Raw genomic sequence first — 25,813 nt, 5'->3', positions numbered from 1 at the left:
TCCTCGTCCGCTGGAACGACGGCCACCTCAGTTACTTCACCGGCGTCGACGCCAAGGGCCTCCACACCGAAATCCAACTCGCACCCACCAACTGACACACCCGAACACGGCCTTGTGGGAGCGGCCCGCGAACAACCCATGAGCCGCCCCCCCGGCACCGCGCTGCCCAGGAGCCAGTGACCAATGGCCCCAGCGGCACACACACGAGCGGTGCCTCACCTCCAACCGAAAGAACGAATCGAGTCCGCAGTGACACATCCACGCCGCCCTGGGCGCGTGGCAGCAGGGGCTCAGCGCGCAGTTCGCGTGCTGTGCCTGGGCCTGCTGCCCAGCGCGCTCGTCCTGGGCCTGCTGGGACCCGCGCCCGCCCCCGCCAGAGCCGACGGAACCGGTCCGACCGATACCGGTATCTCCGGTGCGCTTCCGGACACTGACCGCGCCAAGGTGGTACGCCTGTGGGAAACGGGCGGCCCCGGCGTACGAGCCGCCGCCGAAGTCGCTCTCGTCGGCAGTGACGACGACGTCAAGAACTTCCTCTCCCAGGCCTCCGACATCGCTGTCCAGGACGAGCGGGTGGCCGTCGCCCAGTTCGCCAGTGTCGGCGGTCTCAGCCTCCAGGACGCTGCCCGCAAGGCGCTCGACGGGACGCCGGACGACCTGAAGGTGTTCTTGAAGGACGGCTGGAAGCAGCCGCTGGAGCAGGATGAGCGGGTCCGCGTCGCACAGATCATCGACGCGGGCGGTCCGGAGGTGCAGAAGGCGGGCCGCGCCGCGCTCAACGGCACCCCCGAGGACATCAAGAGATTCCTCGACAACGACCAGTACAACGACCGGGAACAGGACGAGCGGGTCGAGGTCGCCCAGATCATCGCGGCCGGCGGACCGAACGTCCAGGCAGCCGGCCGCATCGCCATCAACGGCACCCCCGACGACATCCACGAATTCCTCCAGGTCGGCCAGTACGTGTCCCGTGCCCACGACCAGGAGCACGCCACGATCGCGCAGCTCGCCGACCAGGCGGCCAAGGCGGGCAAGCTGGCCGGGCAGCAGACCCGGGCCGCCAAGGACGCCTCCGCCCGAGCGGTGACCGCGGCGAAGCTGGCGAAGGCAGCGGCGCAGAAGGCCGAGACCGAGACCGAGGCCGCGCACAAGGACACCCAGCACGCGGCCGCCGCCGCTGCCCGCGCCGCGAGCGCGGCCAAGCAGGCCGCGACCGCCGCGCAGACGGCGATCGACGCGGCCAACGCCGCCACCAATGTGGCGAGGGTCGCCGCCAATGCCGCCTCCGCCGCCGCGGCGGCCGCTGACGGTGCCGCCCAGGCCGCCTCCCAGGCCCGGGACGCGGCCGCGAACGCGGCCATCGACGCCGGCCAGGCAGGTGCCGCCCGCAAGGCAGCCGAGCAGGCCCGCGACGCCGCCGCGGGCGCCCGCGCTGCCGCCCAGGCTGCCGACTCGGCCCACACCGCCGCCGCCCAGGCCGCCGACGCAGCCAAGGCGGCCAGCGGTGCGGGCAGTGACGCCACCGATGCCGCGAACGCGGCCGACCAGGCCAATACCCTGGCCGACCAGGCTGGCGCCCACTCTGAGGAGGCCGCGAACGCCGCGGCCAGCGCGCACCGGCACGCCCGCGAAGCGGCCCGTGCCGCCGACGCCGCCGAATCGCTGGCACAGGAGGCCGCCACCGATGCCGGTGAGGCGCGCGACGCGGCGAATGACGCGGCCACGCATGCGGAGAATGCGGCCAAGGCGGCAGACGACGCCGCCGCCCACGCCGGACAGGCGGCGACCGCCGCCAAGCAGTCCGCCGCGCACGCCAAGGAGGCCAAGAAGGACGCCGACGCCGCCAGTGCCGCGGTCACCAAAGCCCAGAAGGTCCACGACCTCGCCGTCCGCATCGACGCAGAACAGCTCACGGCGCGTACCAACGAGGCCATCGACCGCGCCCAGGACCTCAAGGCCCAGGAGGACCAGCGCACCGCGGCGCAGCAGGCGGCCACGCAGCAGGCCAAGGATCTGCAGGCCGAGGCGGCCAAGCTCGCCGACCAGGCGGCCCAGCCCGGCGCTGATGCCGCGCAGATCGCTCCCGAGGCCCGCAAGGTGGCCCTGGCGGCCGCGAAGACCGGCCGCGCCTGGAGCCAGTCCGCAGCCCTCGTGGCCCTGGCCGGCTCCGACCAGGACGTGACCGACTACATCCGCACCGGCCGTAAGCAGTCCGCTGCCCAGGACGACCGTGAGGACGTCCAGCAGTTGGCGACGCACGCCGGCTCCGCCGACGTGCGCGCCGCCGCCTCCAAGGCGCTGGACGGAGACGACTCCGCGGTGAGCGCGTTCCTCGCCACCGGCCAGTACGAGGCCATGAAGCAGGACATGCGCCTGTACATCGCCCGGACCATCGCAGGCGCCGGACCGATCGAACAGCAGGCCGGACGCACCACGCTGAACACCGACACGGCGGACGCCCTGCGCCAGTTCATCACCAGCGACGACGCCCAGGCACGCACCCAGGACGAACGCGTCCGCGCCGCCCAGCTCGCCGACACCCACAACAGCAGCAACGGCCCGGAGGTGAAGGCCGCGGCACGGATCGCCCTGGAAGGGCCCTCCGACCTGCTGCACCTCTTCATCACCGTCGGCCAATACAAAGCCCAGCGCCAGGACCAGCTCGGCGCCACGCACGAATCCCAGATCCAGCAGCTGATCGCACAGGCCGCGGGTGTCGCCGCCACCGCACAGAAGAACGCGGCCGAGGCGGGCAAGGCAGCAGCCGACGCGGCCAAGGCCAAAGACGAAGCCGCCGGTTACGCCAAGCAGGCCGCCCAGGCCGCCGCAGATGCGAAGAAGTACGCCACACAGGCCGACGGCTACGCCACCCAGGCCGAACAGTCCGCCAAGGATGCCGCCACATCGGCCAACACCGCCCGCAACGCCCGGCAGGACGCCGAGAACGCCGCGGCCGCAGCCGTCACCTCCGCCGCCCAGGCCCAGTACTCAGCCACCGCAGCACGCGGCTCCGCCGACTCGGCCTGGACAGCAGCCCAGCAAGCCCGGGTCTCAGCCTTGGCCGCAGGCAAGGACGCCACCGCCGCCGCCCAGGCAGAAATGGACGCCTACCGCACTGCAGTCACCAAAAAGCAGCAAGAACAGGCGAAATGGCGGCAGTGGTACGAGGAGCAGCTGAAGAAGAGCCAACAGAAGGACGACGGCAGCTGGGTACCGGGCTGGCTCAAGGACACCGCCAACACGATCGGCGACTACGGTCAGGCCATCCTCGGTAACTCCGACATCTGGAAAGGCCTGTTGGAGACGGCAGGGGGCATGATCGGCGTCGGCTCGGGCGCCTCGATCGACGTCGCGGGCGGAGGCCTGTGCCTGACCATCATCGGCTGCCTTGAGGGAGCACCCGCCATCGTCGTCGGTACCGGGATAGCGGGCGCGGGGATCTACGGAATCACCGACGGCATCAGCCGATTCAACAACGGTCTCGGACAGGCCCTGCGTGAGGCCCAGCAAGAGGAAGCCGGTGGTGCGGAGGAGAGCTGCGGTCAGTGCTTCCTGGCCGGCACGAAAGTACTCATGGGCGGTGGCTCGACGAAGAAGATCGAGGACGTTGCGGAAGGCGACAAGGTCGTCGCGACAGATCCGCTCACCGGAAAGACCGAGCCGCACAGGGTCACCCGTCTCATCATCACGGACGGCGACAAGCATTTCGACGAGCTGACCATCGTCACGCCAGGCGGCCCGCGGAAGCTCACCGCCACCTACGAACATCCCTTCTGGAACCCGTCGCAGAGCCGCTGGGTGAAGGCACGCGACCTGCGACCCGGCTCCACCTTGCTGAGCAACGACGGGAGCACGGTGCGAGTGCAGGCGAACCGCGCTTTCGACCAGCGCGTACGTACCTACAACCTCACCGTCGAGGATTTCCACACCTACTACGTGCTGGCAGGTTCGACCCCGGTCCTGGTGCATAATGCAGGTTGCGACGAGTTTGCAGCCAAGCTCCAGAAGAAGATGGGCGGAGAGATCTGGACGATCACGCCCAAAGACGGTCTCCCCAGCCTGGGCGACTACAAACTCGCCAACGAATCGTGGGGGCATCACACATTCGTCTTGAAGGACGGCCGAGTGTACGACCAGTTTACGGGTCCCGACGGTATGCCGCTCGATCAATGGAAGACCGAATGGTCATATCCAGAGGACCACGACTGGACCCTCGTCTCTCCAAACCCTTGAGATTGGCGGACAGTGCCTGTGACCAAGCTTCCAGAAGTACTCGACATCCTCGAGCACCGCGTCGGAATGTACACGATGACCCAGTCGTTCAGTGAGGTCTGTGCCTTTCTGGATGGGTTCGACATGTACTCGGAGACCGCCACGATGAAGGGATTCCGCGCCTGGCTGGCCGAGCGCGGGACCGGCAGCAAGGAACTGACGTGGTGGGGACTGGTGTTGTGTGAAGTGGATCCGAAACTGAGGGTGTCCGACGTCCGCTCATTTTCCCCCGAGCAAAATCAAGAGGCAGTAGCGGTACTGTTCTCGCTGCTGCGGGACTACCTGCGGACGCTCGGCTCGGACTGACCCGCTCCCGCCGGCCAGCGAGAGATCACCTGGGCCCGTGGCTAGCAGAACCGGACCAGGGCGTGAGGGTGCCCCTGCCCACCATTAACGGGGCAGGGGGCAATCTCACGTCATCGTCCACTGCCCGGCCCCGATGCTCGTCTGCGCGCCGTTACGCCCATCGCATGCCGATGGCGGACAGCTGCTCCACGCGTTGAGCAGGTCGTGGGGCCACTGCTGACCTGGGCGATCCGCTGGGTCGACGACTTTGCCGACGACGTCCTGGCCGCCCGCGACGAGCGTGACGCCATCGACGCCCGGCCGCCCGCCGACCCCGATCTGCTCACCGCCCTGGCGGAACTGCTGGACGACTTTCGCCGCAGGCGGCACCCGCTGCCGGCTGCACCCGCGCGCCTGGCCTCCGGCCGTCGCGGGGCGCCTTTCCCCAGCACCAACTACCTCGCCCGGCCGCTGGGCTATCCCGTACACCGCCTGGACGAGGCCCGGCCACGGCAGATGATCGCGGAGGTGGCCCGCGACGTCGGAGTCGACACGGACTGTCCCCTCGCGCACGCTCCCCAGGGGCGGCTGGATGGTCGGCCATGGCTGGAGCGCATCTCGTACTACGACGTCGCCCGCTTGGAGCGACTGCTGCAGGTGGCCTGCTGGATCGTGATCGCCTGCCTCTCCGGCATGCGCGACTCCGAGATCAAACACCTCCAGCGCGGCTGCCTGAGCATCCACCAGGCCCCGGACGGGCACGTCTAGCGGCACCGGCTCGGCAGCCTCGCCTTCAAGGGCGAAGACGTCCACGGCGTGGAGGCCACCTGGGTCGTCACCGCCCCCGTCGCCCGGGGGATCGCTGTCCTGGAACGGGTCCAGCCAGAGGACCAGCCCTACCTCCTCGCCCCGGCGCTCAGCTCCCGCCGCAACCACCCGCGCCGCACGGCATTCCCGGTGCTTAACAGCAACACCACCAACAAGGACATCGCCTTCTTGCTCTCCTGGATCACTTCCTACTGCAGCGACCACGGCCGTCCGGATGGGATACCACTGCACCGGGGCCGGCTGCCTCGGCTGACTACGCGCCAGTTCCGGCGGACCCTGGCCTGGTTCATCGCCCGCCGCCCGAGCGGCACCATCGCGAGAGCCCTGCAATACCGCCACCAGGGCATTCAGATGTTCGAGGGCTACGCCGGCACCAGCGACTCCGGGTTCCGGGACGAGGTCGAAGCCGAAGAGGCCCTCGCCCGTGGCCAGCCGCTCGTTGAGGTGGGCGCCGACGCTGACCGGCCGACGCTGACCGGACCGGCCGGCGCCGAGGCCCGGCTCGCTGAGCTCGCCCGCCACACCCTCTTCGACGGGCAGTTCGTCACCGACGAAGCACGTCTGCGCCGCATCGTGGCCCGCCACGACCCCCATGTGTACCCGGGGACCTTCGTCACCTGCGTCTACAACCCCGACCGCGCCCTGTGCCGCACATCCGCCGACCCTGGCGAACATCCGGCCATGGCCGACTGCCAGCCCCTGGCCTGCCGCAACACCGCCCTCACATCCGCCAACCTCCAGGCCCTGACCGATCACCTCACCCAGTTGGAGAAAGCCCTGGCCGACGCTAACCACCTCGCCCCGTATATCCGCCACCGCCTGCAGGAACAGCACCGTGCCACGGCCGTGTTCCTCGCCCGCCACGATCCGGAGTCCGCCGAGTGAAACGTGCTCTGCCCGACGCCGACACCGTCAAGGCCGCCATCGACACCATCCTTCAAGAGGCGTCCGCCAGCGGACGGCGCCCGACCGTCAGCGCCATCGAGCGGCACCTCGGGATCCCCCACGCCACATTCCACCGCCACTATGCCGACCTGCTCGACACCTACCTCCGCCGCCGAATCCCGACACCAACCCAGGACGAGACGCGCACGGACCGGCCAGAAACCGATGAGAGGAAAGAGGAGAACCTCCGCCGACTGCGGAAGGAGAACACCGACCTGCGCCGGACCCTCGCCCTCTACGAGGAGGCCATCCGACAGCTCACCCTCGAAAACGACGCCTTGCGTCAAGGCGCCACCGTCGTTGCCCTGCCCGCCCGCAGCCGAACTTCCCCGCAAACACAGCCCTGAACTGCACCCATTCGGTTTGCTCGACACACGAGCGCGGCAGCACCACGTAGATGTGACGGTTGCAGATCGATGGGAGAAGAGGATTGGCGAGCGTCGGTGCTGCGTGCTGGGGAAGGGCTGTCAATCGGCGGTGGAGCTGCCCGGGGTGACCAGGCCCGTCTCGTAGGCGAGGATGACGGCTTGGGCGCGGTCGCGGAGGGTGAGCTTGGCGAAGATCCGTGCGACGTGGGTCTTCACGGTGGCCTCGCTGAGGGTGAGGGTGTCGGCGAGTTCGGTGTTCGACAGGCCCCGGCCCATGAGGACCAGCACCTCGCGTTCGCGGGGTGTCAGCGGAGCGAGGTCGCGGTGCAGCGGGGGTGTGCGGTCCACGGTCACCGCAGCGGCGGCCCGGCGAGCCGTCTCGGCTTTGTCGGCCTCGTGGGTGGTCGCGTAGCGTTCGACCAGACGGCGGGTAATCGAGGGGGCGAGCAGCGCGTCACCCGTGTTCACCAGCCGCACGGCCGCGGCGAGGTGGGCGGCGGTGACGTCCTTGAGCAGGAAGCCGCTCGCCCCGGCGGCGAGCGCCGCGTAGACGTAGCGGTCGAGGTCGAACGTGGTGAGCATGAGGACCCGACAGCGCGGGAGCAGCCGCAGGACGCGCTTGGCGGCTTCCAGACCGTCCAGGTGGGGCATCCGGATGTCCATCAGGAGGACGTCGGGGCGTAGCCGTTCGGCTTCCGCGACGGCCTGTACGCCGTCCGCGGCCTCGCCGATGACCTCGATGCCGCGCGCGGTGAGGATGAGGCGGAAGCCGGTTCGGATGAGTTCCTCGTCGTCGGCGATGAGGACGCGCGGGGCGACGGTTTCCTTGCTCTGGTCCGGTCCTGGCTCCTGGGTGTTCGGCATCCGATTCGGGAACTGGGGGACGCGGCGGTGGGCGGCGGGCTGGGTCACGGGCGCTCCAGGGGGATGCGTGCGCGGACACGGTACCCGCCACCGACGCGGCGTCGGGCGTCGAAGTGGCCTCCGTAGACGGCGACACGCTCGCGCAGACCGATCAGCCCGTGCCCCGCTCCGTCGTCCCGGCGCTGGCGGCCACCGGATCGCGCTCCCGTGCCCGCGGGGCCGGCGGACAGCACGCTCGGTCCGCTGTTGAGCACCTCGACCCGCAGACCGTGGTCCGCATAGCGCACCATCACGGTCGCCGTGCCGCCGTCGCCGTACTTGAGCGCGTTGGTCAACGCCTCCTGCACGACCCGGTAGGCGGTGACGTCGATGCCGGGCGGCAGCGGGCGCGGTTCCCCGGAGATGCGCACCTCGACCGGGAGGCCGGCGAAGGCGATCCGGTCGACCAGGGTGCCCAGTTGGCTCAGGCTCGGCTGGGGTGCGAGTGCGGAGGGGTCGCCCTCGCCGTCGCGCCCGGTCCGGTCGTCGTCGCCGTCCGGCGACGGCGCCAACAGGCCCAGCAGGTGTCGCAGTTCGGTCATCGCATCGCGTCCGGCACCCTCGACGGCCTGCAGTGCGGTCTGCGCGGCGTCCGGCAGGGTGTCGAGTACCTCGCGGGCGGCGGTCGCCTGGACGACCATCAAGCTGACCTTGTGGCTGACGATGTCATGCAACTCCCGTGCGATACGGGCACGCTCGGCCGCGACCGCCGTGCGGGCGGCAGCCTCCCGCTCGCGCTCCAGCAGCCAGCGCCGGTCCTCCAGAAGCTTGCGGTAGCGGCGGTGAGCCCGCGCCAGTAGCAGGGTGGCGCCTCCGGTCGCCGCCAGGCTCACGGACGTGAGGGCGATGAGCAGCCAGCCCGTCTCCGATCTCCACACGTCGTCCATCGTGCCAGCCGGTCGAGGAGCGGGCGTCCCTCTCCGGTTCCACCCCGTACATCGCCAGGATGACCGCCGTCGCGGGATACCTCCGGGGGCTGACGCTCGGGGCTGCCCACGCCGCCTACCGTGCCTGTCATGACCACCGAAGACATCAGCGGCACGACTGCGGGGGCCGGTCCGACCGCCGTGCACGAGCAGGGCGTCGTCCGGGTGAGCGGCCTGCGCAAGGAGTACGGCGACACCGTCGCCCTGAACGGGGTGTCGCTAGAGATCGGTGCCGGGGAGGCGGTGGCGGTGATGGGGCCGTCCGGCTGCGGCAAGTCCACCCTGCTCAATATGATCGCCGGCCTTGACCGGCCGAGCGCCGGCTCGGTGTGCGTGCACGGCGAGGACCTGGGCGCGATGAACGAGACCGGGCTGGCGCTCTTCCGGCGCCGCCGCATCGGCATGATCTTCCAGTTCTTCAACCTCATCGACGACCTGCCCACGATCGACAACGTCGCCCTGGCCGCCCAGCTCACCGGAACGCCCACTCGTCAGGCCCGGCGCCGGGCGCTGGAGCTGCTGGACGAACTCGGCATCGCCGACCGCAGGAACGTCTACCCCGCCGCGCTCAGTGGCGGCGAGCGCCAGCGGGCGGCGGTGGCCCGCGCGCTGATGAACCGGCCCGCGCTGCTGCTGGCGGACGAGCCGACCGGCGCGCTGGACAGCCACGCGGGCGAGCAGGTGATGGACCTGCTCATCGACCTCAACGAATTGGGCCAGACGCTGCTGTTGGTGACGCACGATCAGACGCTGGCCACGCGCTGCGCCGGCCGCCTGGTGATGATGGCGGACGGTCGGATCACCGGCGAGCGGACCCCGGAGCGGTCGGCATGAGCGCGGTGTGGCGGGCCTCCCGCGCGGCCGTGCGCCGCCGCCGGCTGCAGACTGCCGTGATCGGTGCGGTGGTTCTCGTGTCCTCCGTGGCCCTGGTGGTCGCCCTCGGGCTGCTGGACGTCGCGTCCGGGCCGTTCGACCGGATCTTCGGCCAGGCCCACGGAGCACATGTCGTCGCCACGTTCGACGCGACGATGGTCTCGGGCACCCGGCTGGCACGGACCGCGCACCGACCGGGCGTGCGGGCCTCGGCCGGGCCGTTCCCGGAAGCGGTGGTCGACCTGTCGCAGAGCGCGGTCGCCGATCTGCCCGGCTTGGGGCCCGGCTCGCTGACCGTGGTGGGCCGGCCGGGCCCCGGCGGCCCCGTCGACCGGCTGGACCTGTTCGCCGGGCACTGGGCCACCGGCCCCGGCCAGATGGTCCTGGAGCTTCCGGACGCGCCCGGGATGGGCGACGGGCCGCGCTCTCCGATCGGGAAGCGGCTCCGGCTGCCCGGGCTGGCGCCGCTGACCGTCGTCGGCCTCGCCTCCGGCGTGAGCGGTACCGCCCAGGCATGGGTCTCCCCACGGCAGATCTGGGCCCTACACCCCACGATGTACCAAATGCTCTACCGGTTCGACCGGGCCGCGTCGGAGCGGCAGATCACGGCGGACACCGCGGCGGTGAGCGCCGGCCTGCCGCCCGGATCGCTGGTCGCCCGCCAGTCCTATCTGACGCTGAAGGCGCAGCTCGCCGCCGAGCCCAACGCCTTCGTGCCGTTTCTCATGGCCTTCGGCATCCTCGGCCTGCTGGTGGCGGTCCTGATCGTGGCCAATGTGGTGAGCGGCGCCGTCGTGTCCGGCTTCCGGCACATCGGGGTGCTCAAGTCCGTGGGATTCACGCCGGTCCAGGTGGTCACGGTCTACCTGATGATGGTCTGTCTCCCGGCGACGGCGGGCGCGGCGATCGGCACGGCCCTGGGCGCGGTGGTGGCCCGGCCGCTGTTGCACCAGGTCTTCTACGGCGCCGACTTCGGCACGGTGGACCTCAGGCCGACGGTCAGCTCCTGGGTGTACATGACCACGGCGCTGGGCATGCCCACGGTCGTGCTGCTGGCCGCGCTGATCCCGGCAATGCGCGCGCACCGGCTGCCCGCGGCACGGGCGATCAGCGCGGGCAGCGCACCCGGTGGCGGCCGGCGGCCGGCGGTGCAGCGGTGGCTGAGCGGGGTGCGGCTGCCGCGCTCGGTGACGCTGGGCCTCGGCCTGCCCTTCGCCCGGCCGGGACGGGCACTGCTCACGGTCTCCGCCGTACTGCTCGGGGTGGCGACGGTGACCTTCGCCACCGGCCTGTCGGCCACCATGGTCTCCTACGGCAAGGCCGTCGAAGGCGCCGACAGGACGCAGATGGTCGTCTACACCGGGCAGCCCAGGTTCGGGGAGACTGCTCCGCACCAGGGCGACGCCGCGACACAGACGCTGCTGCGCTCCCTGCCCCATGCGGCGGACGTGTCCGCCGTGGGCTTCGTCCAGGTGCGGATGCTCGGGCAGAGCCAGGATGTGACGATCGAGGGAGCGCGCGGGGGCCGGTCCACCCTCCAGGACGACCTGGCCAGGGGCCGGTGGGCGCATGGGCCCGGCGAGGTGGTGGCCTCCGGCAGGTTCCTGGCCAAGCACGACCTGCGCGTCGGTGACTCGTTCACGCTGGGCGCGGCGGACGGCCGGACGGAGCGCGTGACACTGGTCGGGGAGGTCATGTCCGGGCCGTCGGACTTCGTGCGCGCGAACTGGACGACGGTGACTGCCCTGGCACCGCAGGCGCAGGCCAACCAGTACTGGGTACGCCTCCTCCCCGGAGCCGATGCCAGCGCCTATATGAAGGCGGTACGAGCTGCCGACCCCGGGCTCTACCCGGACGGGCAGCCCTCGGTCAACGCCGGGGCGGTGACGGTGATCAGCTCCGCCTCCGTGCTGACCCTGATGCTGACGGTGGTCGCCGCGATGGGGGTCTTCAACACGGTCGTGCTGAGTGCCCGGGAGCGGCGGCGCGACCTCGGCATGCTGAAGTCGATCGGCATGACCCCACGGCAGGTCACGGTGATGCTGGTCGTATCCATGACCGGCCTCGGTCTGGTCGGCGGGGTCCTGGGGCTGCCGCTGGGAGTCGCGGCCTACCGTGTGGTGATCCCCCTGACCGAGCACAGCGCCCACCTCGCCTTCCCCGCACGGATGCTGGACGTGTGGCACCCAGGGTTGATGACGTGGCTGGTGCTGGCCGGGGTGGCGATCGCCGCACTGGGTGCGGTGCTGCCGGCGCGTGCGGCGGCCCGGCAGACCATCGCCCGTGTCCTGCACACCGAGTGACGGCTGGCGGTCGCCCCTGCTGCGGCGTCGACGCGTCAGACGAGACTCCGTCGGCCCCAGCCTCACTGCGTCGGACGCCAAGACCGCGTCGGCGTGCGCGCGCCAGAACTGAACGCATGTATGGCGTCGGGTCCCTCATGTTGAGGGGCCCAACCCCGTTTTCGTCGTGGACAACGGGCAATCTCAAACCCTGTCCATAACTTCTGCTCGATCGCCAGCCCACCTGGAAGCGCCCGGTCGAGCGGCAGCACGGACCAGGCCTCAGCGAGCATGGGCTCGATTGACGGTGCGAGGACCACAGCTCAGGTGTACGTGCTGACCAGCGCGAGCGCACGTGGACGGCCTTCCGGTGCGCGCGCCGAGGACAGCGGCCGCCGTGTACGCGTTTGACTCACGAGACTCGCCATGCGTGTCGCACCCCATCGATGAGGTCAGATCGTCGGCCGTGAGAACGACCTCGCCGCCGAGCTTGGAGACGAGGGCACCGATCCTGGCCGCCGTCTCCTCTCGCTCGCGCACCATCTGAGCATCGAGCTGACGGACGCGCTCCAGCGCTCGGTTGAGCGCTGCGGGCCAGTCCTTCTCGTCTATGTCGCCGACGACTTCCGGATGCCTAGATGATAACGGTTGTCGTGTCGGTCCTGGGGCGTGTGACCGACCTCAAGGCTGCATACATCTACCGTTGCGGCCACGTTGGGCGTAGTGTCCTGTCCCCCGCGAAGGGGCGCCACCTTGGGGGTGCCTGGCCCGCCGGCAGTAGCGGTATGGTCCGGCGGGCCGCGCCGCGATCAGGCGCCGAAGGTCGTCTCCAGGACAGCGGCGATGCCGCGGTCGTAGCCGTCGGGAATCGACGCCAGGGCTACCGCGGTCGTCGAGATTCCGAAGTACGTGTCGACGTGCGCCGCTGGTGTGCCATCCTCCAGCACCGCGGCCTCCGCGGCGCGACGGAGGTCGTGCACGGTGACGTCGAAGCCAGCCGGGCGCATCATGTCGCGGAACAGTTAGGGCAGGAAGTGGTTGGACACCGTTGGGCCGCAGGCCCATCAGGAGGAGCTCGCCCGGCCGCGGGTCATGGTCGTCGAGGTAGGCGTCGACTGCGGCGGCCGCAGACGGGGACACGCGGATCGTCCGGCCTTCCGAGGAGCGGAGGCCGCGTACCGTCAGCTTCGGGTCTTCGGCGGGCGCCCAGTCGTGCACCAGGAGTTGGCCGACCTCACCGGAGCGAAGTCCGGCGAGGAGCATCAGCGACGCGGCCGCGTACAGCAGCGGGTCGTCGTGAGTGGCCGCGAGCGCGGCGCGCGCGAGGGTGGCCCTGAGGATGGGCCGTTCCACTGCCTTGACCATGCTGCGACGGTAGCGGCCGGCACTGGTGGCGTCGGGCAAAACGGTGGAACGCATGAGCGCTCTGCCGGGTGGCGCTGGTGCGGAGCGGAATGCGCGAGTGCGTCCTGCCGGCGCGAGGGGGCACTCGGGTGTTGGCGGTCGCGTGTCCTCGCACCATCGCTTCTGGGCACCAGGCGGGGCGCATCAGCTGCCCGGGGCGACGCCGAGGACGAGGGTCGGGAGGACGTCGGGGTTCGGAGTGCCGTTGTCGAGGAGGACTGCGTCGTGCTCGGCGTCACGGGTCACGATGAGGTGGGCGTCGTATCCGAAGAGGTACTTCTTCTTGAGCGAGGTCTTCTTCTTGTCCTCGGTGGCCTTGGCGTTGCCCGGTTTCGTCGGTGGAGGAGCTGGGCGCATGGACTAGGACACGGTTGCATCGGGGTTCCGGTGGTCGCCTTCGCGTACGTACCAGCCGGCGTCCGGGTCGGTGGCGAGTTCGGGGCCCCTCGTACGGCGACTGCGGGAGAACGTCCGGACGGGGGTGGCGTCGATGCCCAGGGAGACCTCTGCCAGTTCGCTCAGGAGGGTGTGGAGGGGCCGTACGGAGGCGTCCAGCACGAACTCGGTGAACAGGGGCCAGCCGCCGCTCCCGCTCCGCCAGGTCGTCGACGTCGGCTGCCGCGGTCAGAGCCGGGACTTGACGGGGCGTGCGGACAGGTACGGGACATCGACCGCCCCCCGCGGTTTTCCCATACCGGAAGGTTCCGCGTTGATCCCGTTGAGAAGACGGGCCGCGTGGCGGCGCGGGTCAACTGGTGTGGGGGCTGGCCTGTTGGGCCGGCCCCCAGGTCCCTGACGGGGGTCGGGTGTTCGTGTCAGTGGAGCGCGTTGTTCAGGAAGGTGTTGGCCTGGGCGACCGCTGCCTGGGCGGCGTTGGTGTTGCGCAGGGCGTTGAGCATCGCGAAGTCGTGGATGGCGCCGTTGTAGCGCACGGCGGTCACGTCGTTGCCGGCGGCGCGGAGCTTGGCTGCGTAGGCTTCGCCCTCGTCGCGGAGTACGTCCGCCTCGTCGGTGATGACCAGTGCCTTCGGCAGTCCGCTGAGCTGATTGAGGGTGGCGCGCAGCGGGGATGCGAGGATCTGGTTGCGGTCCTTGGTGTTGGGGGCGTAGGCGTCCCAGAACCACTGCATGGCCTTGCGGGTGAGCCATGGGCCGCCTGCGAACTCGCGGTAGGAGGCGTCGTTGAAGGCGGCGTTGGTCACCGGGTACAAGAGGACCTGGCCGCGCAGCTTCGGCCCGTGCTGCTGCTTGTCCATGAGGCTGACAGCGGCGGTCATGTTCCCGCCGACGCTGTCGCCCGCGAGGGCGATCCGCGAGCCGTCGACGTTGATCTCGTTGCCGTGCTCGGCGACCCACTTGGTGGCGGCGTAGGCCTGCTCGATGGGGATCGGGAAGTGCGCTTCGGGGGCGGGTGTGTAGTCGACGAAGATCACGGCGGCGTGTGCGCCGTTCGCGATCTGCCGGACCAGGCGGTCGTGGGTCCCCTCGTTGCCGAGCACCCATCCGCCGCCGTGGAAGTACATCACGACCGGGAGCCTGCCGGTCGCTCCGGCGGGCCGGACGATGCGGATCGTCACCTTGCCGGTGGGGCCGACGGGAAGAGTGCGGTGAGAGACGTCTGCCGGGGGCAGCGGGACCGGGCCGGACTGTGCGGTGTCCAGGGCCTTACGGGCTTCGGCGTAGGACAGGGTGTAGATGGGGGGATTCTTGGCCGCCGCATCGGCGAACACCTGGGCGTCGTGCTCCAGCACGACCGACGAGTGCCCACTCGGCGAGCCGGGGGAGGCAGGGGAGGCGAGAGCGTTGCCGGCCGCGACGATGCCTGCGACGAAGGGGACGGTCGCGGCGAGCGCGATCTTACGGCCGATGCGGGGGGAGGGTGCGGACATGACGGAATATCTCCTGGTTGTACGGGGTGCGGGCGGCGGCGTGCCCTGCGCTCGAACGCCTGCTGGCTGCAGATGGATCAGATCGGGTGGGTGCTGCCTGGTCAGTTGGTGCCCAGAACGTCGCGCAGCGTGGTGATGGCCTGGGTGATGGCGGCCTCTGCGGCGTGGGTGCCGCGCAGGGCGTTGAGCATCACGAAGTCGTGGATGATGCCCTGGTAGCGCACCGCCGTGACCGGGACGCCGGCCTCGCGCAGCTTGTTGGCGTAGGCCTCGCCCTCGTCGCGCAGCACGTCGGCCTCGCCGGTGATGACCAGCGCCGGGGGCAGACCGGTCAGCTGCTCGGTGGTGGCGCGCAGCGGGGACGCAGTGATCTGGGCGCGCTCACTTTCGTCGGTCGTGTACTGGTCCCAGAACCACTGCATGGCGTCCCGGCGCAGGAAGTAGCCCTCGGCGAACTGGTGGTAGGAGCCGGTGTCGAAGCTGGCGTCGGTGACCGGGTAGAACAGCACCTGCTGCACCAGGGGGACGTCGCCGCGCTCCTTGGCCATCAGGGTCAGCGCCGCGGCCATGTTGCCGCCGACGGAGTCGCCGGCCACGGCGATGCGGGTGGCATCCAGGTTCTTCGCGGCGCCGTCGGTGACGATCCAGCGGGCGACGGCGTAGTTCTGCTCGATGGCGACCGGGTAACGGGCCTCCGGGGACAGGTCGTACTCGGGGAAGACGACGGCGGCCCGGGCGCCGACGGCCAGCTCGCGGACCAGGCGGTCGTGGGTGTGGGCGTTGCCGAAGACCCATCCGGCGCCGTGGATGTAGATGATCACCGGCAGCACGCTCTGAGCGTCGGCGGGGCGGACGATGCGGGCCTTGACCGATCCGGTGGGGCCGCCGGGGACGGTCACCCACTCCTCTGCGATTTCCGGCTTGGTGATCTCGCCGGACTGGACCTCGTCGACGGTCTTGCGGCCTTCGGCCGGACCCAGGTCGAACAGGTACGGCGGGTTTGCGGTGGCCTCGGCGAAGGCTGCGGCGGCGGGCTCCAGCACCGGGCGGGTGGTGGTCTCGGACATGGGTCGCTCCTCATGGGGGATGGCGGTGGGCGGCGAGCGGTGGGCCCGGCCGTCCGGCGGGGCTGACTGGAACAGTACTGCACGATTCAGTCGTGCACAACTTAATCTAGCGCTACATAATCGCGGGCGCCTGGAAGAGGTAGAATGGCGTTCGCCGATCATTCGATGTGAGGACCGAAGCCATGGACGAGAACGGGCACCACGCCGCTGAGCCGGGCTCGCTCCTGCTCCAGGACCAGCTGTGCTTCGCCTTGTACGCCGCCTCGCGGGCGGTCACCGTCCGCTATCGGCCCCTGCTGGACGACCTGGGCCTGACCTACCCGCAGTACCTGGTCATGCTGGTGCTGTGGGAGCAGGACTCCATATCCGTCCGTGAGCTGGGCACCGCGCTCCAACTGGAATCCAGCACCCTTTCTCCGCTGCTCAAGCGCCTGGAAGCCGGTGGCCTGATCCGCCGTGAACGACGTGCCGAGGACGAGCGGTCCGTCTCCATCCACCTCACCCCGGCTGGTGCGGATCTTCGCGATAAGGCTCGTCCCGTCCCTGCGGCCATCGGCGAGGCCATGGGACTGACACCCGAGCAGGACGCCACGGCCAAGAACTTGCTCCGCCTCCTCACCAGGAACGTCACCCGCAGCTGAGCTACCGGGCGAGCGAAGCTGGTGCGGTGTCTCCGCATCCATCGCCGAAGCATCTGGCCTGCGGCGTGGGAAAAATCGCCCGGCAACGCGGGAAACGATCTACACAGAGGTTGCATCGGCCCTGACCAGGGCATTCCGTCGATTCCCCCTGATGGGCCTCAACGCCGCCGAGAAGAACACCCCGGCGGGCAAAGCCGCCAAGGCGTGGGTGTCCGACTGGCTCGCCGAGCACGGCCCCGACCTGGTGGTGCAAACCCATGCCGGGAGAAGTACGGCAGGTGGCTGGCCACCGTCACCGGCCAGGACGGCGCCTGTCTGAACACCGACATCCTCGCCGTCGGCCAGGCCGCCCCGTACGACGGCCACGGCCCCCGCCCCGTACCCGCACAGCCGAACCCAAGGAGTGAATTACCGTCTCGGGAGCCCTCTGGGTCGCCTGGACGACCGTGTTCGCCGTCGCCGCGGCCGTCGCCCTCGCCAGCAAGCGCGATGAGGACACCCTGTCGGAGAACGTCCGCAGGCTGTTCCACACCCGCACCAGCAAAGCCGGCAGAGCCGTGTTCGCCGTTGTCTGGTTCAGGTCCAGCGGCTGGTTCGCGCTGCACATCCTCACTGAGACGATGTGAGGCGGATCAGCGCCGTTTCCCCAGGGACGGCAGGCCACTGGGAATCGCTTTGACGCTGTTGCCCTGCCCATCGACCAGGGGCACGACCCTCGCAGTTGTGTCCTGCCACCCCGGCTCAGACGCCAGAACCCGCTTCACTATCCCCTGGGCCGCTGGTCTCCGCTTCTTACGCGGTTTCGGTGCCGGGGCGGGAGCGGAAGGGACATACGTCCGGATGGCAGGCTTCGCGCGGTCGGCTTCCAGCGAATCCCGCTTCACCCACGTGGGCGGAGTCGTGATCGCTTTCTCCGGGTTCCATCCCCCTGCAAGTACCCGTCGGTGCAGAAGGTCGCTCTTGACTACGCACCGCGGGTCACGAGCCCACTGCCGCAGCGTCTTGAGTTCCCCGAATGCTTCAAAGCGTTCACTCGCCATGCCCAGCCCCCCTCGACCAGAAACGGTGAACGGAGCCTACCGACGGCCGACCTGGAGTGGGAAGGACTGACGCTGATATGAGCGCGCGACGCCAACCACGTGCGGTGTGCATGGTCCGCCGCATGCTGAATCGCCCCGCTGCTGCGCACGCTGAGTTGCAGGCCCGTGGTGACCTCGAGGTGAAGGCCACGCGCCGACCGCGGAACCCCGCCCTGCACCCCCGCGACATCCTGGACCGCGCCGACCAGCTCGCGGCGACCGCCGCGGCGGAGCGGGCCAACGGGCAGCAGGCCGACAAGGCCATGCGGCACCAGGAGGTCCGCCGGCAGCTGCAGGAGGCGAAGGGCAAGTCCCGTATCGCGCTGCGCCTGGCGGGCACCAGCCGCAAGGAGACGATCGCGCTCGCCGACGAGTACGCCGCGAAGGAGAGCGCGGCGTACCGGGAGATCGTCCGGGCCCGGCGGGCCGCCGAGGATGCCCTGCGAGAGGCGTGGTCCGCAATCCGCAACCCGGAGACGATCAGCTGGTCCGAGCCGCCGGGCTTCCGTGCCGAGACCCCGCACACCGTCGACGAGCTGCAGGCCCGGCTCGCCGCGATGTGCGAATGGCTCCCGGACGTCGAGCGGATCACCGACCGCGCCGTGGCCCGGGACGCCGAGCCCGCCGAGCGCCAGGCGGCGGAGTTCCGGAGCCAGGCGGCGAGTTACACCGCGGCGGCGGGCAAGCTGCAGGAGGAGAAGGCGCTGCGAACGCGCATGGCGGCCGAAGCCCCCACCCAGCACGCCCGGGAGGTGAAGCAGCGCGCCGAGTACGTACCCCGCCCCATGCCGAGACCAACGACCGCCTCACCACGTAGGACACGGTCTTACTGATCGTTTCAGAATGATCTCTGGAGTCGGCGGAGGCAGATGATGCTGGCCGCCAGTTCCAGCAGTCCCTGATGGAGGTCGGCTCTGCGCTCGTAGCGGGTGCGGAGCCGTTTGAATTGGTGGAGCCAGGCGAAGGTGCGCTCGACCACCCAGCGTGTCCTGCCGAGCCCGGAGCCATGCGGTGTGCCGCGACGCGCGATCTGCGGCTTGATCCCTCGCTTCCACAGCAAGCGGCGGTACTTGTCGAAGTCGTAGCCGCGGTCCGCGAACAACCGCTTGGGTCTGCTGCGTGGCCGTCCACGCGGGCCCCGGATAGGGGGAATGGCGTCCAGGAGCGGGATCAGCTGCGTGACGTCGTGGCGGTTTCCGCCGCTGAGCGACACGGCCAGTGGGGTGCCGTGCCGGTCCACGATCACGTGGTGCTTGGACCCCGGACGTGCGCGGTCCACTGGGGAGGGACCCACATGATCCCCCCTTTCAGCGCCCTGACGTGGGAGCCGTCAACCGCGCAATCATCCGTGTCCAGGACGCCATTGACCCCCAGCTCGGTGAGCAGGATCTCGTGCAGGCGGCGCCAGACGTCGGCCTCGGTCCAGTCCCGCAGACGTCGCCAGGCTGTCACCCCCGAGCAGCCCACGACCTGGGTGGGCACGTCTTGCCAGGCGACTCCCTTGCGCAACACGTAGACGATGCCCGCCAGTGCCACGCGGTCCGATACCGGCAGCCGTCCGGGGTTCCGATGGCGTCGAGCCGGTCTTGTGGGAAGAAGCGGAGCTATGCGCTCCCAGAGGTCATCAGGAACCAGGTCAGCGGACATGGTCGCAGAGTCTGCCGAGACCAGTCGTCAAACACCAACAGAACAGTCTAGATCGGCACGTTGAATGATCGGGAAGCCGTCCGACTCAGCGCCAGCCGCCGTGCCGCGGTTCCGAGTGCTCGCCGAACGGTGGCCCGAAGAGGTCCCCATCGTCGGTCACCACGTATTCAGGCTCGGTCCTTGAGGCTGCCGCATGCAGGCGGATGACTAGGTCAGGGAGGGGAAGGACACGCAGAGACAGAGCCGCAGCCACGCGAGCGCGCTCTTCGGCGATCTCCGGGTTGGTCCTGATCAGACGGGTCTCAAGATGCTGGGCGGAAGTCTGCATGACCTCCAGATCGCCGCCGCCGGAGAAGCCAAGGCAGTCCTGCCATGCCAACCCGATGATGATCTCCAGAGCGCCCGCCAAGTCGTCGGCGATCAGCCCGCCCGCCCCTTCAGAGCTGGCGAACACCACTGCGCGTCGGCCGCCTTTCTCGGCGCACAGGAAGTACGCCCCGCCGGTGAAGTCTCCAGCGATCGGCTCCAGCGGCTCGCCCGAGGCAAGCCTCAAGCCATCACCGCACTCCTTCCGCTCGATGTCGAACTCGAAGGACGCACGCAGCAGCCCGTGGATATCCGGCCTGCTCCAGATTAGATCGAGCAGGTGATCGCTTGAGACCATGACATCGACGATAGCCAGGGCCGCTGACGTGCTGGGACCTGGGCTACCCCCGGGCGACTGCAGCCGACAGGGCTCGGCGACCACCGCCGCTTAGGTCATTCTGAAACGATCAGTTAGAGGTTGTCTCACGTGGCAGGTTTCGCGAGCTTCTTGTAGCAGGCCAGGGCGGCGGCCATGGCCCGGCCTCTGCCAGTCGTTGCGGACCGCATACGGGATCTTGAGGCCACGAGCAGCCCATGGCAGGCTCATGCCACATGATCGATGAATTCGCAAAGGACAACCTGCACGGGAGACTGCGGCGGGACCGCAAGGCGCTGCTCTGGAAACTCGACGGCTTGTCCGAATACGACGCCCGCCGACCTTTGACAGCGACCGGGACCAACCTCCTCGGTCTGGTCAAACACGTGGCCACCGTCGAGGCCAGGTACTTCGGCGAGGTCTTCGACCGCCCTTCCCCGGAACCGCTGCCCCGGTGGCAGGACTCCAACGGCAGCGATCACTGGGCGACCGAGGACGAGACCCGCGATCAGATCACCGGGTTCTATCGGCGCACATGGCAACACTCGGACGCGACGATCCACGAGCTTCCCCTCGACGCCCCCGGCCACGTGCCGTGGTGGCCGGAGCCTTATGCCGACACGAACCTGTTCGCCATCCTTGTCCATGTCCTAGGCGAGTCCATCCGGCATGCCGGGCACGCCGACATCCTGCGCGAGGGCCTCGACGGCCGGACCGGGTTGCGCGCTGAACACGAGAAGCAGATCGACGAGGAAGCCCGTGCAGCCTACTGCGCGAAGATCGAGCAGGCCGCCAGGTCGGCCGAACCAATCAAGGCTTAGAGGTTGTCGCACGTGAGTTGATGTTCGTGCGGCACGATGCCAGTCGTGGGTGCTGATCTCTCGAAGCGTCTGGTTCCTGATGAACTCTGGAAGCTGGCCGCCCCGTTGCTGCCGTCGTCCAGAGCCCGGCCTCGTTCGACGGCTTTTCGTCCGCAGGGGCCGGTGCGGGCGGGAATCGGCTGGTCGAGTGAAGTTCAGGCGCAGGCGTCCTCGATAGCGACTCGTCGCACTGTGCGCAGCGTCGACTGGAGACGGTCCAGATCGGTCGAACCCAGAGCGAGGCGAAGCGCCTGTGGCGTGTGCGTCGAGGTGGTGAAGGGCTCCGCTGTGCTTACCGAGATGTGCTGACGTGCAAGGTCGGCGGTCAGGCGATCAGCGCGTGCATCGTCGGGCAGCGGAAGCCAGGTGAAGTAGGACGAGGGGTGGCTGATGAGCGGCAGACCTGCCAGCTCTCGTCCGGCGAGTGCTTGGCGGGCTTTGGCATCCTCTCGTTTCTGCACTTCCAAGTGGTCCACCGTGCCGTCGTCGAGCCAGCGGCAGGCGATGGCGGTGGTGAGGGCCGGGGTGTTCCAGGTGGTTGCCCGAATCGCGCGTTCGAGTGATGGCACCGCGAAGGACGGGGCGAGGACGAAGCCTACCCGGAGGCCGGTGGCGACACTCTTGGACAGTCCCGAGACGTAGACGGTGATGTCCGGCGCGGTCGCGGCCAGAGGGGGTGGTGGGTCCTCGACCAGGTAGGCGTAGGAGGCGTCTTCGATGATGAGCGGGCCGTGCTGTCGAGCGATCTTGATCAGGCGGGTTCGGTCGGTTGCCGGCATGACCCACCCCAGAGGGTTGTGCAAAGTTGGCATGGCGTAGATCGCCCGCACAGGGCGGGTCGCGCACAGCTTCTCCAGGGCATCGAGATTCGGCCCGTTGGTGGTTGTCGGTATGGGCTCCAGGTCGAGGTGAAAAGCATGCGCGAGCACCTTGAAACCGGGATAGGTGAGTGCATCGACCGCGACGACGTCGCCGGCGTTGAGCGTGGCCATGACGGTGATGGCGAGGCCGTGCTGCGCACCGTTGACGATGAGGATCCGGTCCGCGTCGGTGGTGATTCCCCGGCGCCTCAGGTGCCGTGCGATCGAGGCTCTGTCCTGGGGACGCCCTCGATGTGGTTGGTAGTGCAGCAGCGAGTCGAGATCACCGGAGGTGGCCACGTCCCGCAGGGCCTGCCGAAGGAGATCAGCTTGCCCGGGCAGCGACGGATAGTTGAAGCTGAGGTCGACCGCATCCGTGGCGACGATCTGCAGATCGATGCCGTGACCGGCGGGAACCGCGATGTCACGCACGAACGTGCCGCGGCCTTGTTCCCGGCTCACCAGGCCCATGGCTTCGAGTTCGGCGTACACCCGGGTCGCTGTCACCACGGCGATGCCCTCACGGGCGGCGAGCCCGCGGTGTGTCGGCAGCCGCACGCCTGCGGCGAGCCGCCCGGTCCGGATGTCGGATGCGAGCGCGTCAACCAGCTTTTTGTACCGCGAGGCTGCCATGCGCCGAATTGTATCCATGACAATTCTTTGACTGTCCTGTTCGCGGGTCCTTACCGTCAAGACCCACCCCACTCATAGGGAAGGACAGCCGCCGTGCACATCGCCATCCTCACCTTCGAGGGCTACAACGAGCTCGACTCCCTGATCGCTCTCGGTGTGCTCAACCGCATCAGGACCTACGACTGGCGCGTCACCATCGCCACCCCCAGCCCCAAAGTGACGTCGAGGAACGGGGTGGTCATCGAACAGATGTCCACACTCGAGGAGGCGTGCGCCGCTGACGCCGTCATCATCGGCAGTGGCATTGCTACCCGCGAGGTCGTCGAAGACCCGGCGATCATGAACATCCTGCGCACCCTGGACCCCGCGCGCCAACTCATCGCCGCGCAGTGCTCCGGCGCGCTCGTACTGGCCAAGCTCGGCCTGCTCAACGACATCCCCGCCTGCACCGACGTCACCACCAAGCCATGGGTCATCGCCGCCGGCGTCGAGGTGCTCAACCAGCCCTTCTACGCCAAGGACAACATCGCCACCGCCGGCGGCTGCCTCGCCTCGCACTACCTCGCCACCTGGATCATCGCCCGCCTCGCGGGCAACGACGCCGCCGAAAACGCACTGCACTATGTCGCACCGGTCGGCGAGAAGGAGGAATACATCGAGCGCGCCTGGCGCAACATCACTCCCTACCTGCCCGCACCCGCACCGGCGCTCGTCTGACCAGTCCCCAGCAGTGACCGACCGGCAGGTCTTTGAGCAGGAACGCAAGACGGGGTGCGTCGTATTCGGCGTCCGGGATGACGAGAACGTCGGGGCGCCTTCCTGTCACTGCCCAGCGGTGATCAGCCGGTGGAGCAGGTCACGCAGCTGCCGGGCCGCCGCTGCGCGGCTCGCGCCGAGGATGAGCTAACCCCTCCCTGAAGGGAGGGGCCTGCGCTCAAGAACTCCGGTCAAACGAGCGGTACAACTGGGGTGGTCGGGTTACCGGCGCCCTGCTGAGAGGCGGCCGTCGAAGGTGCTGTCGAAGGCACGGTAGGCATGGCGGGCCGACCTGCGGCCTGTACCTTATCGCCCGGCTCACCTCCCGCTGGGGCAGCCGCTACGGCCGGTGTGGCGAGACCATCTGGGCCGAGCAGCAGTCCCTGAACGCACCGGCCGCCTGAACGCCATGGGCGTCAGCTGTCGGACGAACCCGTTCTCCAGGACAGCGGCCCGGCCGCCATGTGATCGGCGGTAGTTGCTGGACGGTGTGAGCCCCTCGCCGGTCCACGGTTCGCGCAATCGCCGACTGGGAGCGTGCGGTCATCTCGGCGGCGCTGAGCACGGTCAGGTGCCGAGCTGGGCGGCGGTGCGGGTGAGTCGTTCCTCGATGTCCTCCAGGGCGCGCAGGACGGTGGCCTTCTCGTCGGCGGTGCCGTCGCCGACGGTGGCGTCCTCGAGCTGGCGCCACAGCTGCTCGACTTCTTTGCGCAGCGCGTGGCTGGCGGTGGTGGCTTCGATGAGGGAGGCGCGTTTGTCGTCGGGGCAGGGCGAGCGGCGTACGAAGCCGGCGTGCTCCAGGCGCCGGATGGTGCGGGTCATGGTGGCGGCGTCGGAGTCGAGCAGGCGGACGAGGTCGACCTGTCGCTGCGGGCCGAGTTCCCACAGCTGCATCATCACCAGTTCCTGACCGGGGTGCAGGCCCACGCGGCGCAGGAGCTGTCCGGCGAGCATGCGGTGGGTGCGGGCCACCCGGAAGATCGCATGGCTGATCGGTCCTCCACTGGCGGCGGAGGGCAGGGGGATGGCCCCGTCCGCCGGGGCCGGGCTGCGGCCTTCGGCGCTGACTGCGGACTCCGCCATGGTTTGACTCTCCTCTGCCCTCCATGAATGTTGCTCGAACAGGATACCTCTCCTCGCCCTCCGCGATCCGCGCTCCCTTGACCACGCCGAGCGGGGTGACTTCCAGGGTCGCGGGATGCGATGCCTGGGGCTTTGTGGCGGGCGTCATGGCGGTTTGCTGGAATGCCCTCCGGGCATTTACTGTTCGGACAGGTAATCCGGTTGAGGTCGCGCGGATCCCGTCCGACAGGGCAACTCCGCCACATCAACCAACCCGTACCGAAGGGTTTGAGCACGTGACCACTGCGTTCGATCCGATCAACCTGGGCGGCAAGCGCCTGGCCAACCGCATCGCCATGGCGCCGATGACTCGAAGCCGCGCCTACGGCCCCGGCGCGGAGCCGACCGAGCTGATGGCGACCTACTACGCGCAGCGCGTCGGCGCCGGGCTGATCGTCACCGAGGGTGTCCAGCCCTCGCCGGTGGGCCAGGGCTACCCCGACACCCCCGGCCTGCACACCCCCGGGCAGGTCGCGGCCTGGCGGAAGGTGACCGACGCCGTGCACCGCGAAGGTGGCGTGATCTTCGCGCAGTTGATGCACACCGGCCGGATCGGCCACCCCAGCCTGCTGCCCGACGGGCTGGTGCCCGTGGCACCGTCGGCAGTGGCCGCCCAGGGCCAGGTCTTCACCCACGACGGGCCGAAGGACTACGTGACGCCGAAGGAGCTGAGCGAGGCGGAGATCCGCCAGACCATCGCCGACTTCGCCAACGCGGGGCACCACGCGATCGAGGCAGGCTTCGACGGCGTGGAGATCCACGGCGCCAACGGCTACCTGGTCCACCAGTTCCTCGCGCCGAACACCAACCTGCGCACCGACGCCTGGGGCGGCGGCACCGAGAGCCGGATCCGCTTCGCCGTCGAGGTCGTCACCGCGGTGGCCGAGGCGATCGGCGGCCACCGGGTGGGCCTGCGGATCTCGCCCGGCAATCGGTACAACGACATCGCCGAGACCGATCCGGCCACGACGTACGAGACGTACGAGGCGCTGCTGGAGCGGCTCGCCGGCCTGGACCTGGCCTACCTGCACCTGATGGAGGGCCCGGACCGTCAGCTGACCGCACGGCTGCGCAAGGCCTGGCCGGGCACGTTCGTCCTCAACCCCTTCACCTACCCTGCGGTCACCGGGCCCGAGGCACTGGCCCTGGTCGAGGACGGAGCCGCGGACATGGTCGCCTACGGGGCGCTGTTCCTGGCCAACCCCGACCTGCCGGCCCGGCTGGCCGCCGGCGGTCCGTTCAACACCCCGGATCCTGCCACCTTCTACGGCGGCGACCACCGCGGCTACACCGACTACCCGACTCTCGACGCCTGACCGGCGCGGTCCCCCGGGTGACCGTTGTTGTGACCGCACTGTGAGTCAGAGCCGTCCCCTCCGATATGTCTTCTGCACCTGTTTTCAGCTGGGAGTTCCCGATGTCCACTGCGATCACATTCTCCGAGTACGGCGCGCCCGAGGTGCTACGGCCCAGCGAGGTCGCCCCGCCCGA

Annotated in this window: 25 protein-coding genes; 14 read left to right on the top strand and 11 right to left on the bottom strand. The window is 69.4% G+C overall.

Going from position 1 to position 25,813, the window contains the following annotated elements:
* Positions 1–276: 276 nt before the first annotated feature.
* The 5 genes from ABZ919_RS40565 to ABZ919_RS40545 all read left to right on the top strand — a co-directional run bounded on the left by ABZ919_RS40565 (position 277) and on the right by ABZ919_RS40545 (position 6,677).
* A complete protein-coding gene (locus ABZ919_RS40565; RefSeq protein ID WP_361259065.1) occupies positions 277–4,233 on the top strand; it encodes a polymorphic toxin-type HINT domain-containing protein in 3,957 nt (1,318 codons plus the stop codon).
* An 18-nt stretch (positions 4,234–4,251) separates the two neighbouring features.
* Positions 4,252–4,578, top strand: coding sequence for a hypothetical protein (locus ABZ919_RS40560; RefSeq protein WP_361259062.1), 327 nt, complete (start codon positions 4,252–4,254; stop codon positions 4,576–4,578).
* A gap of 204 nt (positions 4,579–4,782) precedes the next feature.
* Positions 4,783–5,325, top strand: a complete 543-nt coding sequence (locus ABZ919_RS40555; RefSeq protein ID WP_361259059.1) for a hypothetical protein — start codon at positions 4,783–4,785, stop codon at positions 5,323–5,325.
* 48 nt (positions 5,326–5,373) lie between these two features.
* Positions 5,374–6,270 carry a hypothetical protein gene (locus tag ABZ919_RS40550; protein WP_361259056.1) on the top strand — a complete coding sequence of 299 codons (897 nt, stop codon included), beginning with the start codon at positions 5,374–5,376 and terminating at the stop codon, positions 6,268–6,270.
* Entirely contained in the window at positions 6,267–6,677 is a 411-nt protein-coding gene (locus ABZ919_RS40545; RefSeq protein ID WP_361259053.1) for a hypothetical protein, read from the top strand. Before ABZ919_RS40550 ends, ABZ919_RS40545 begins: the two co-directional genes overlap by 4 nt.
* 120 nt (positions 6,678–6,797) lie before the next feature.
* On the opposite strand, the gene ABZ919_RS40540 is transcribed toward ABZ919_RS40545, so the two are convergent.
* On the bottom strand, positions 6,798–7,562 hold the full coding sequence (locus ABZ919_RS40540; protein WP_361259068.1) for a response regulator transcription factor: 765 nt from the start codon (positions 7,560–7,562) through the stop codon (positions 6,798–6,800).
* A 44-nt stretch (positions 7,563–7,606) separates the two neighbouring features.
* Positions 7,607–8,488: a histidine kinase gene (locus ABZ919_RS40535; RefSeq protein WP_361259050.1), complete on the bottom strand. Its 882-nt coding sequence runs from the start codon at positions 8,486–8,488 to the stop codon at positions 7,607–7,609.
* A 129-nt stretch (positions 8,489–8,617) separates the two neighbouring features.
* Here ABZ919_RS40535 and ABZ919_RS40530 point away from each other — a divergent pair, with 129 nt between their 5' ends.
* A complete protein-coding gene (locus ABZ919_RS40530; RefSeq protein ID WP_361259047.1) occupies positions 8,618–9,361 on the top strand; it encodes an ABC transporter ATP-binding protein in 744 nt (247 codons plus the stop codon).
* Entirely contained in the window at positions 9,358–11,703 is a 2,346-nt protein-coding gene (locus ABZ919_RS40525; protein ID WP_361259044.1) for an ABC transporter permease, read from the top strand. The genes ABZ919_RS40530 and ABZ919_RS40525 overlap by 4 nt, the downstream gene beginning before the upstream one ends.
* A 788-nt stretch (positions 11,704–12,491) precedes the next feature.
* Here the strand turns inward: ABZ919_RS40525 and ABZ919_RS40520 are convergent.
* The 5 genes from ABZ919_RS40520 to ABZ919_RS40500 all read right to left on the bottom strand — a co-directional run bounded on the left by ABZ919_RS40520 (position 12,492) and on the right by ABZ919_RS40500 (position 16,042).
* Positions 12,492–12,692, bottom strand: coding sequence for a hypothetical protein (locus tag ABZ919_RS40520; protein WP_361259041.1), 201 nt, complete (start codon positions 12,690–12,692; stop codon positions 12,492–12,494).
* A 538-nt stretch (positions 12,693–13,230) separates the two neighbouring features.
* Positions 13,231–13,443 (bottom strand): hypothetical protein, encoded by a 213-nt coding sequence (locus ABZ919_RS40515; RefSeq protein ID WP_361259037.1) that lies wholly within the window; start codon positions 13,441–13,443, stop codon positions 13,231–13,233.
* A 3-nt stretch (positions 13,444–13,446) separates the two neighbouring features.
* Complete coding sequence (locus ABZ919_RS40510; protein ID WP_361259034.1) at positions 13,447–13,644, bottom strand: hypothetical protein; 198 nt, start codon at positions 13,642–13,644, stop codon at positions 13,447–13,449.
* 257 nt (positions 13,645–13,901) lie between these two features.
* Positions 13,902–14,975 (bottom strand): alpha/beta hydrolase, encoded by a 1,074-nt coding sequence (locus ABZ919_RS40505; RefSeq protein ID WP_361259031.1) that lies wholly within the window; start codon positions 14,973–14,975, stop codon positions 13,902–13,904.
* Between the two features lie 101 nt (positions 14,976–15,076).
* Complete coding sequence (locus ABZ919_RS40500; RefSeq protein WP_361259028.1) at positions 15,077–16,042, bottom strand: alpha/beta hydrolase; 966 nt, start codon at positions 16,040–16,042, stop codon at positions 15,077–15,079.
* 182 nt (positions 16,043–16,224) lie between these two features.
* Here ABZ919_RS40500 and ABZ919_RS40495 point away from each other — a divergent pair, with 182 nt between their 5' ends.
* The 4 genes from ABZ919_RS40495 to ABZ919_RS40480 all read left to right on the top strand — a co-directional run bounded on the left by ABZ919_RS40495 (position 16,225) and on the right by ABZ919_RS40480 (position 18,595).
* Positions 16,225–16,683: a MarR family transcriptional regulator gene (locus tag ABZ919_RS40495; protein ID WP_361259025.1), complete on the top strand. Its 459-nt coding sequence runs from the start codon at positions 16,225–16,227 to the stop codon at positions 16,681–16,683.
* 151 nt (positions 16,684–16,834) lie between these two features.
* Positions 16,835–17,002 carry a hypothetical protein gene (locus ABZ919_RS40490; RefSeq protein ID WP_361259022.1) on the top strand — a complete coding sequence of 56 codons (168 nt, stop codon included), beginning with the start codon at positions 16,835–16,837 and terminating at the stop codon, positions 17,000–17,002.
* 127 nt (positions 17,003–17,129) lie between these two features.
* Positions 17,130–17,309, top strand: coding sequence for a hypothetical protein (locus ABZ919_RS40485; protein ID WP_361259019.1), 180 nt, complete (start codon positions 17,130–17,132; stop codon positions 17,307–17,309).
* 536 nt (positions 17,310–17,845) lie between these two features.
* The gene (locus ABZ919_RS40480; RefSeq protein WP_361259016.1) at positions 17,846–18,595 is read left to right on the top strand and encodes a hypothetical protein; all 750 of its coding nucleotides are present in this window, start codon (positions 17,846–17,848) and stop codon (positions 18,593–18,595) included.
* 5 nt (positions 18,596–18,600) lie between these two features.
* Here ABZ919_RS40480 and ABZ919_RS40475 read toward each other — a convergent pair.
* Positions 18,601–19,409 (bottom strand): IS5 family transposase gene (locus ABZ919_RS40475; protein WP_361259013.1). Its coding sequence is split into 2 segments (ribosomal slippage): positions 18,601–19,070 and positions 19,070–19,409, totalling 810 coding nucleotides; the frame shifts between segments, so codons are not numbered across the junction.
* Between the two features lie 85 nt (positions 19,410–19,494).
* A complete protein-coding gene (locus ABZ919_RS40470) occupies positions 19,495–20,073 on the bottom strand; it encodes a hypothetical protein (RefSeq protein ID WP_361259010.1) in 579 nt (192 codons plus the stop codon).
* A 254-nt stretch (positions 20,074–20,327) separates the two neighbouring features.
* Here ABZ919_RS40470 and ABZ919_RS40465 point away from each other — a divergent pair, with 254 nt between their 5' ends.
* On the top strand, positions 20,328–20,912 hold the full coding sequence (locus tag ABZ919_RS40465; protein WP_361259007.1) for a DinB family protein: 585 nt from the start codon (positions 20,328–20,330) through the stop codon (positions 20,910–20,912).
* Positions 20,913–21,106: 194 nt separating this feature from the next.
* Here the strand turns inward: ABZ919_RS40465 and ABZ919_RS40460 are convergent, their stop codons facing one another.
* Complete coding sequence (locus tag ABZ919_RS40460; protein ID WP_361259004.1) at positions 21,107–22,444, bottom strand: PLP-dependent aminotransferase family protein; 1,338 nt, start codon at positions 22,442–22,444, stop codon at positions 21,107–21,109.
* Positions 22,445–22,537: 93 nt separating this feature from the next.
* On the opposite strand from ABZ919_RS40460, the gene ABZ919_RS40455 reads away from it, so the two are divergent.
* Entirely contained in the window at positions 22,538–23,161 is a 624-nt protein-coding gene (locus tag ABZ919_RS40455; RefSeq protein ID WP_361259000.1) for a DJ-1/PfpI family protein, read from the top strand.
* A gap of 606 nt (positions 23,162–23,767) precedes the next feature.
* Here ABZ919_RS40455 and ABZ919_RS40450 read toward each other — a convergent pair.
* Complete coding sequence (locus tag ABZ919_RS40450) at positions 23,768–24,283, bottom strand: MarR family transcriptional regulator (RefSeq protein WP_361258997.1); 516 nt, start codon at positions 24,281–24,283, stop codon at positions 23,768–23,770.
* A 275-nt stretch (positions 24,284–24,558) separates the two neighbouring features.
* Here ABZ919_RS40450 and ABZ919_RS40445 point away from each other — a divergent pair, with 275 nt between their 5' ends.
* The gene (locus tag ABZ919_RS40445; protein ID WP_361258994.1) at positions 24,559–25,638 is read left to right on the top strand and encodes an alkene reductase; all 1,080 of its coding nucleotides are present in this window, start codon (positions 24,559–24,561) and stop codon (positions 25,636–25,638) included.
* Positions 25,639–25,813 lie beyond the last annotated feature (175 nt).

Origin of the sequence: Streptomyces sp. NPDC046759 (genome assembly GCF_040645475.1) — a bacterium.
Classification (GTDB): Bacteria; Actinomycetota; Actinomycetes; order Streptomycetales; family Streptomycetaceae; genus Streptomyces.
This window is presented reverse-complemented; position numbering and strand designations above follow the sequence as displayed.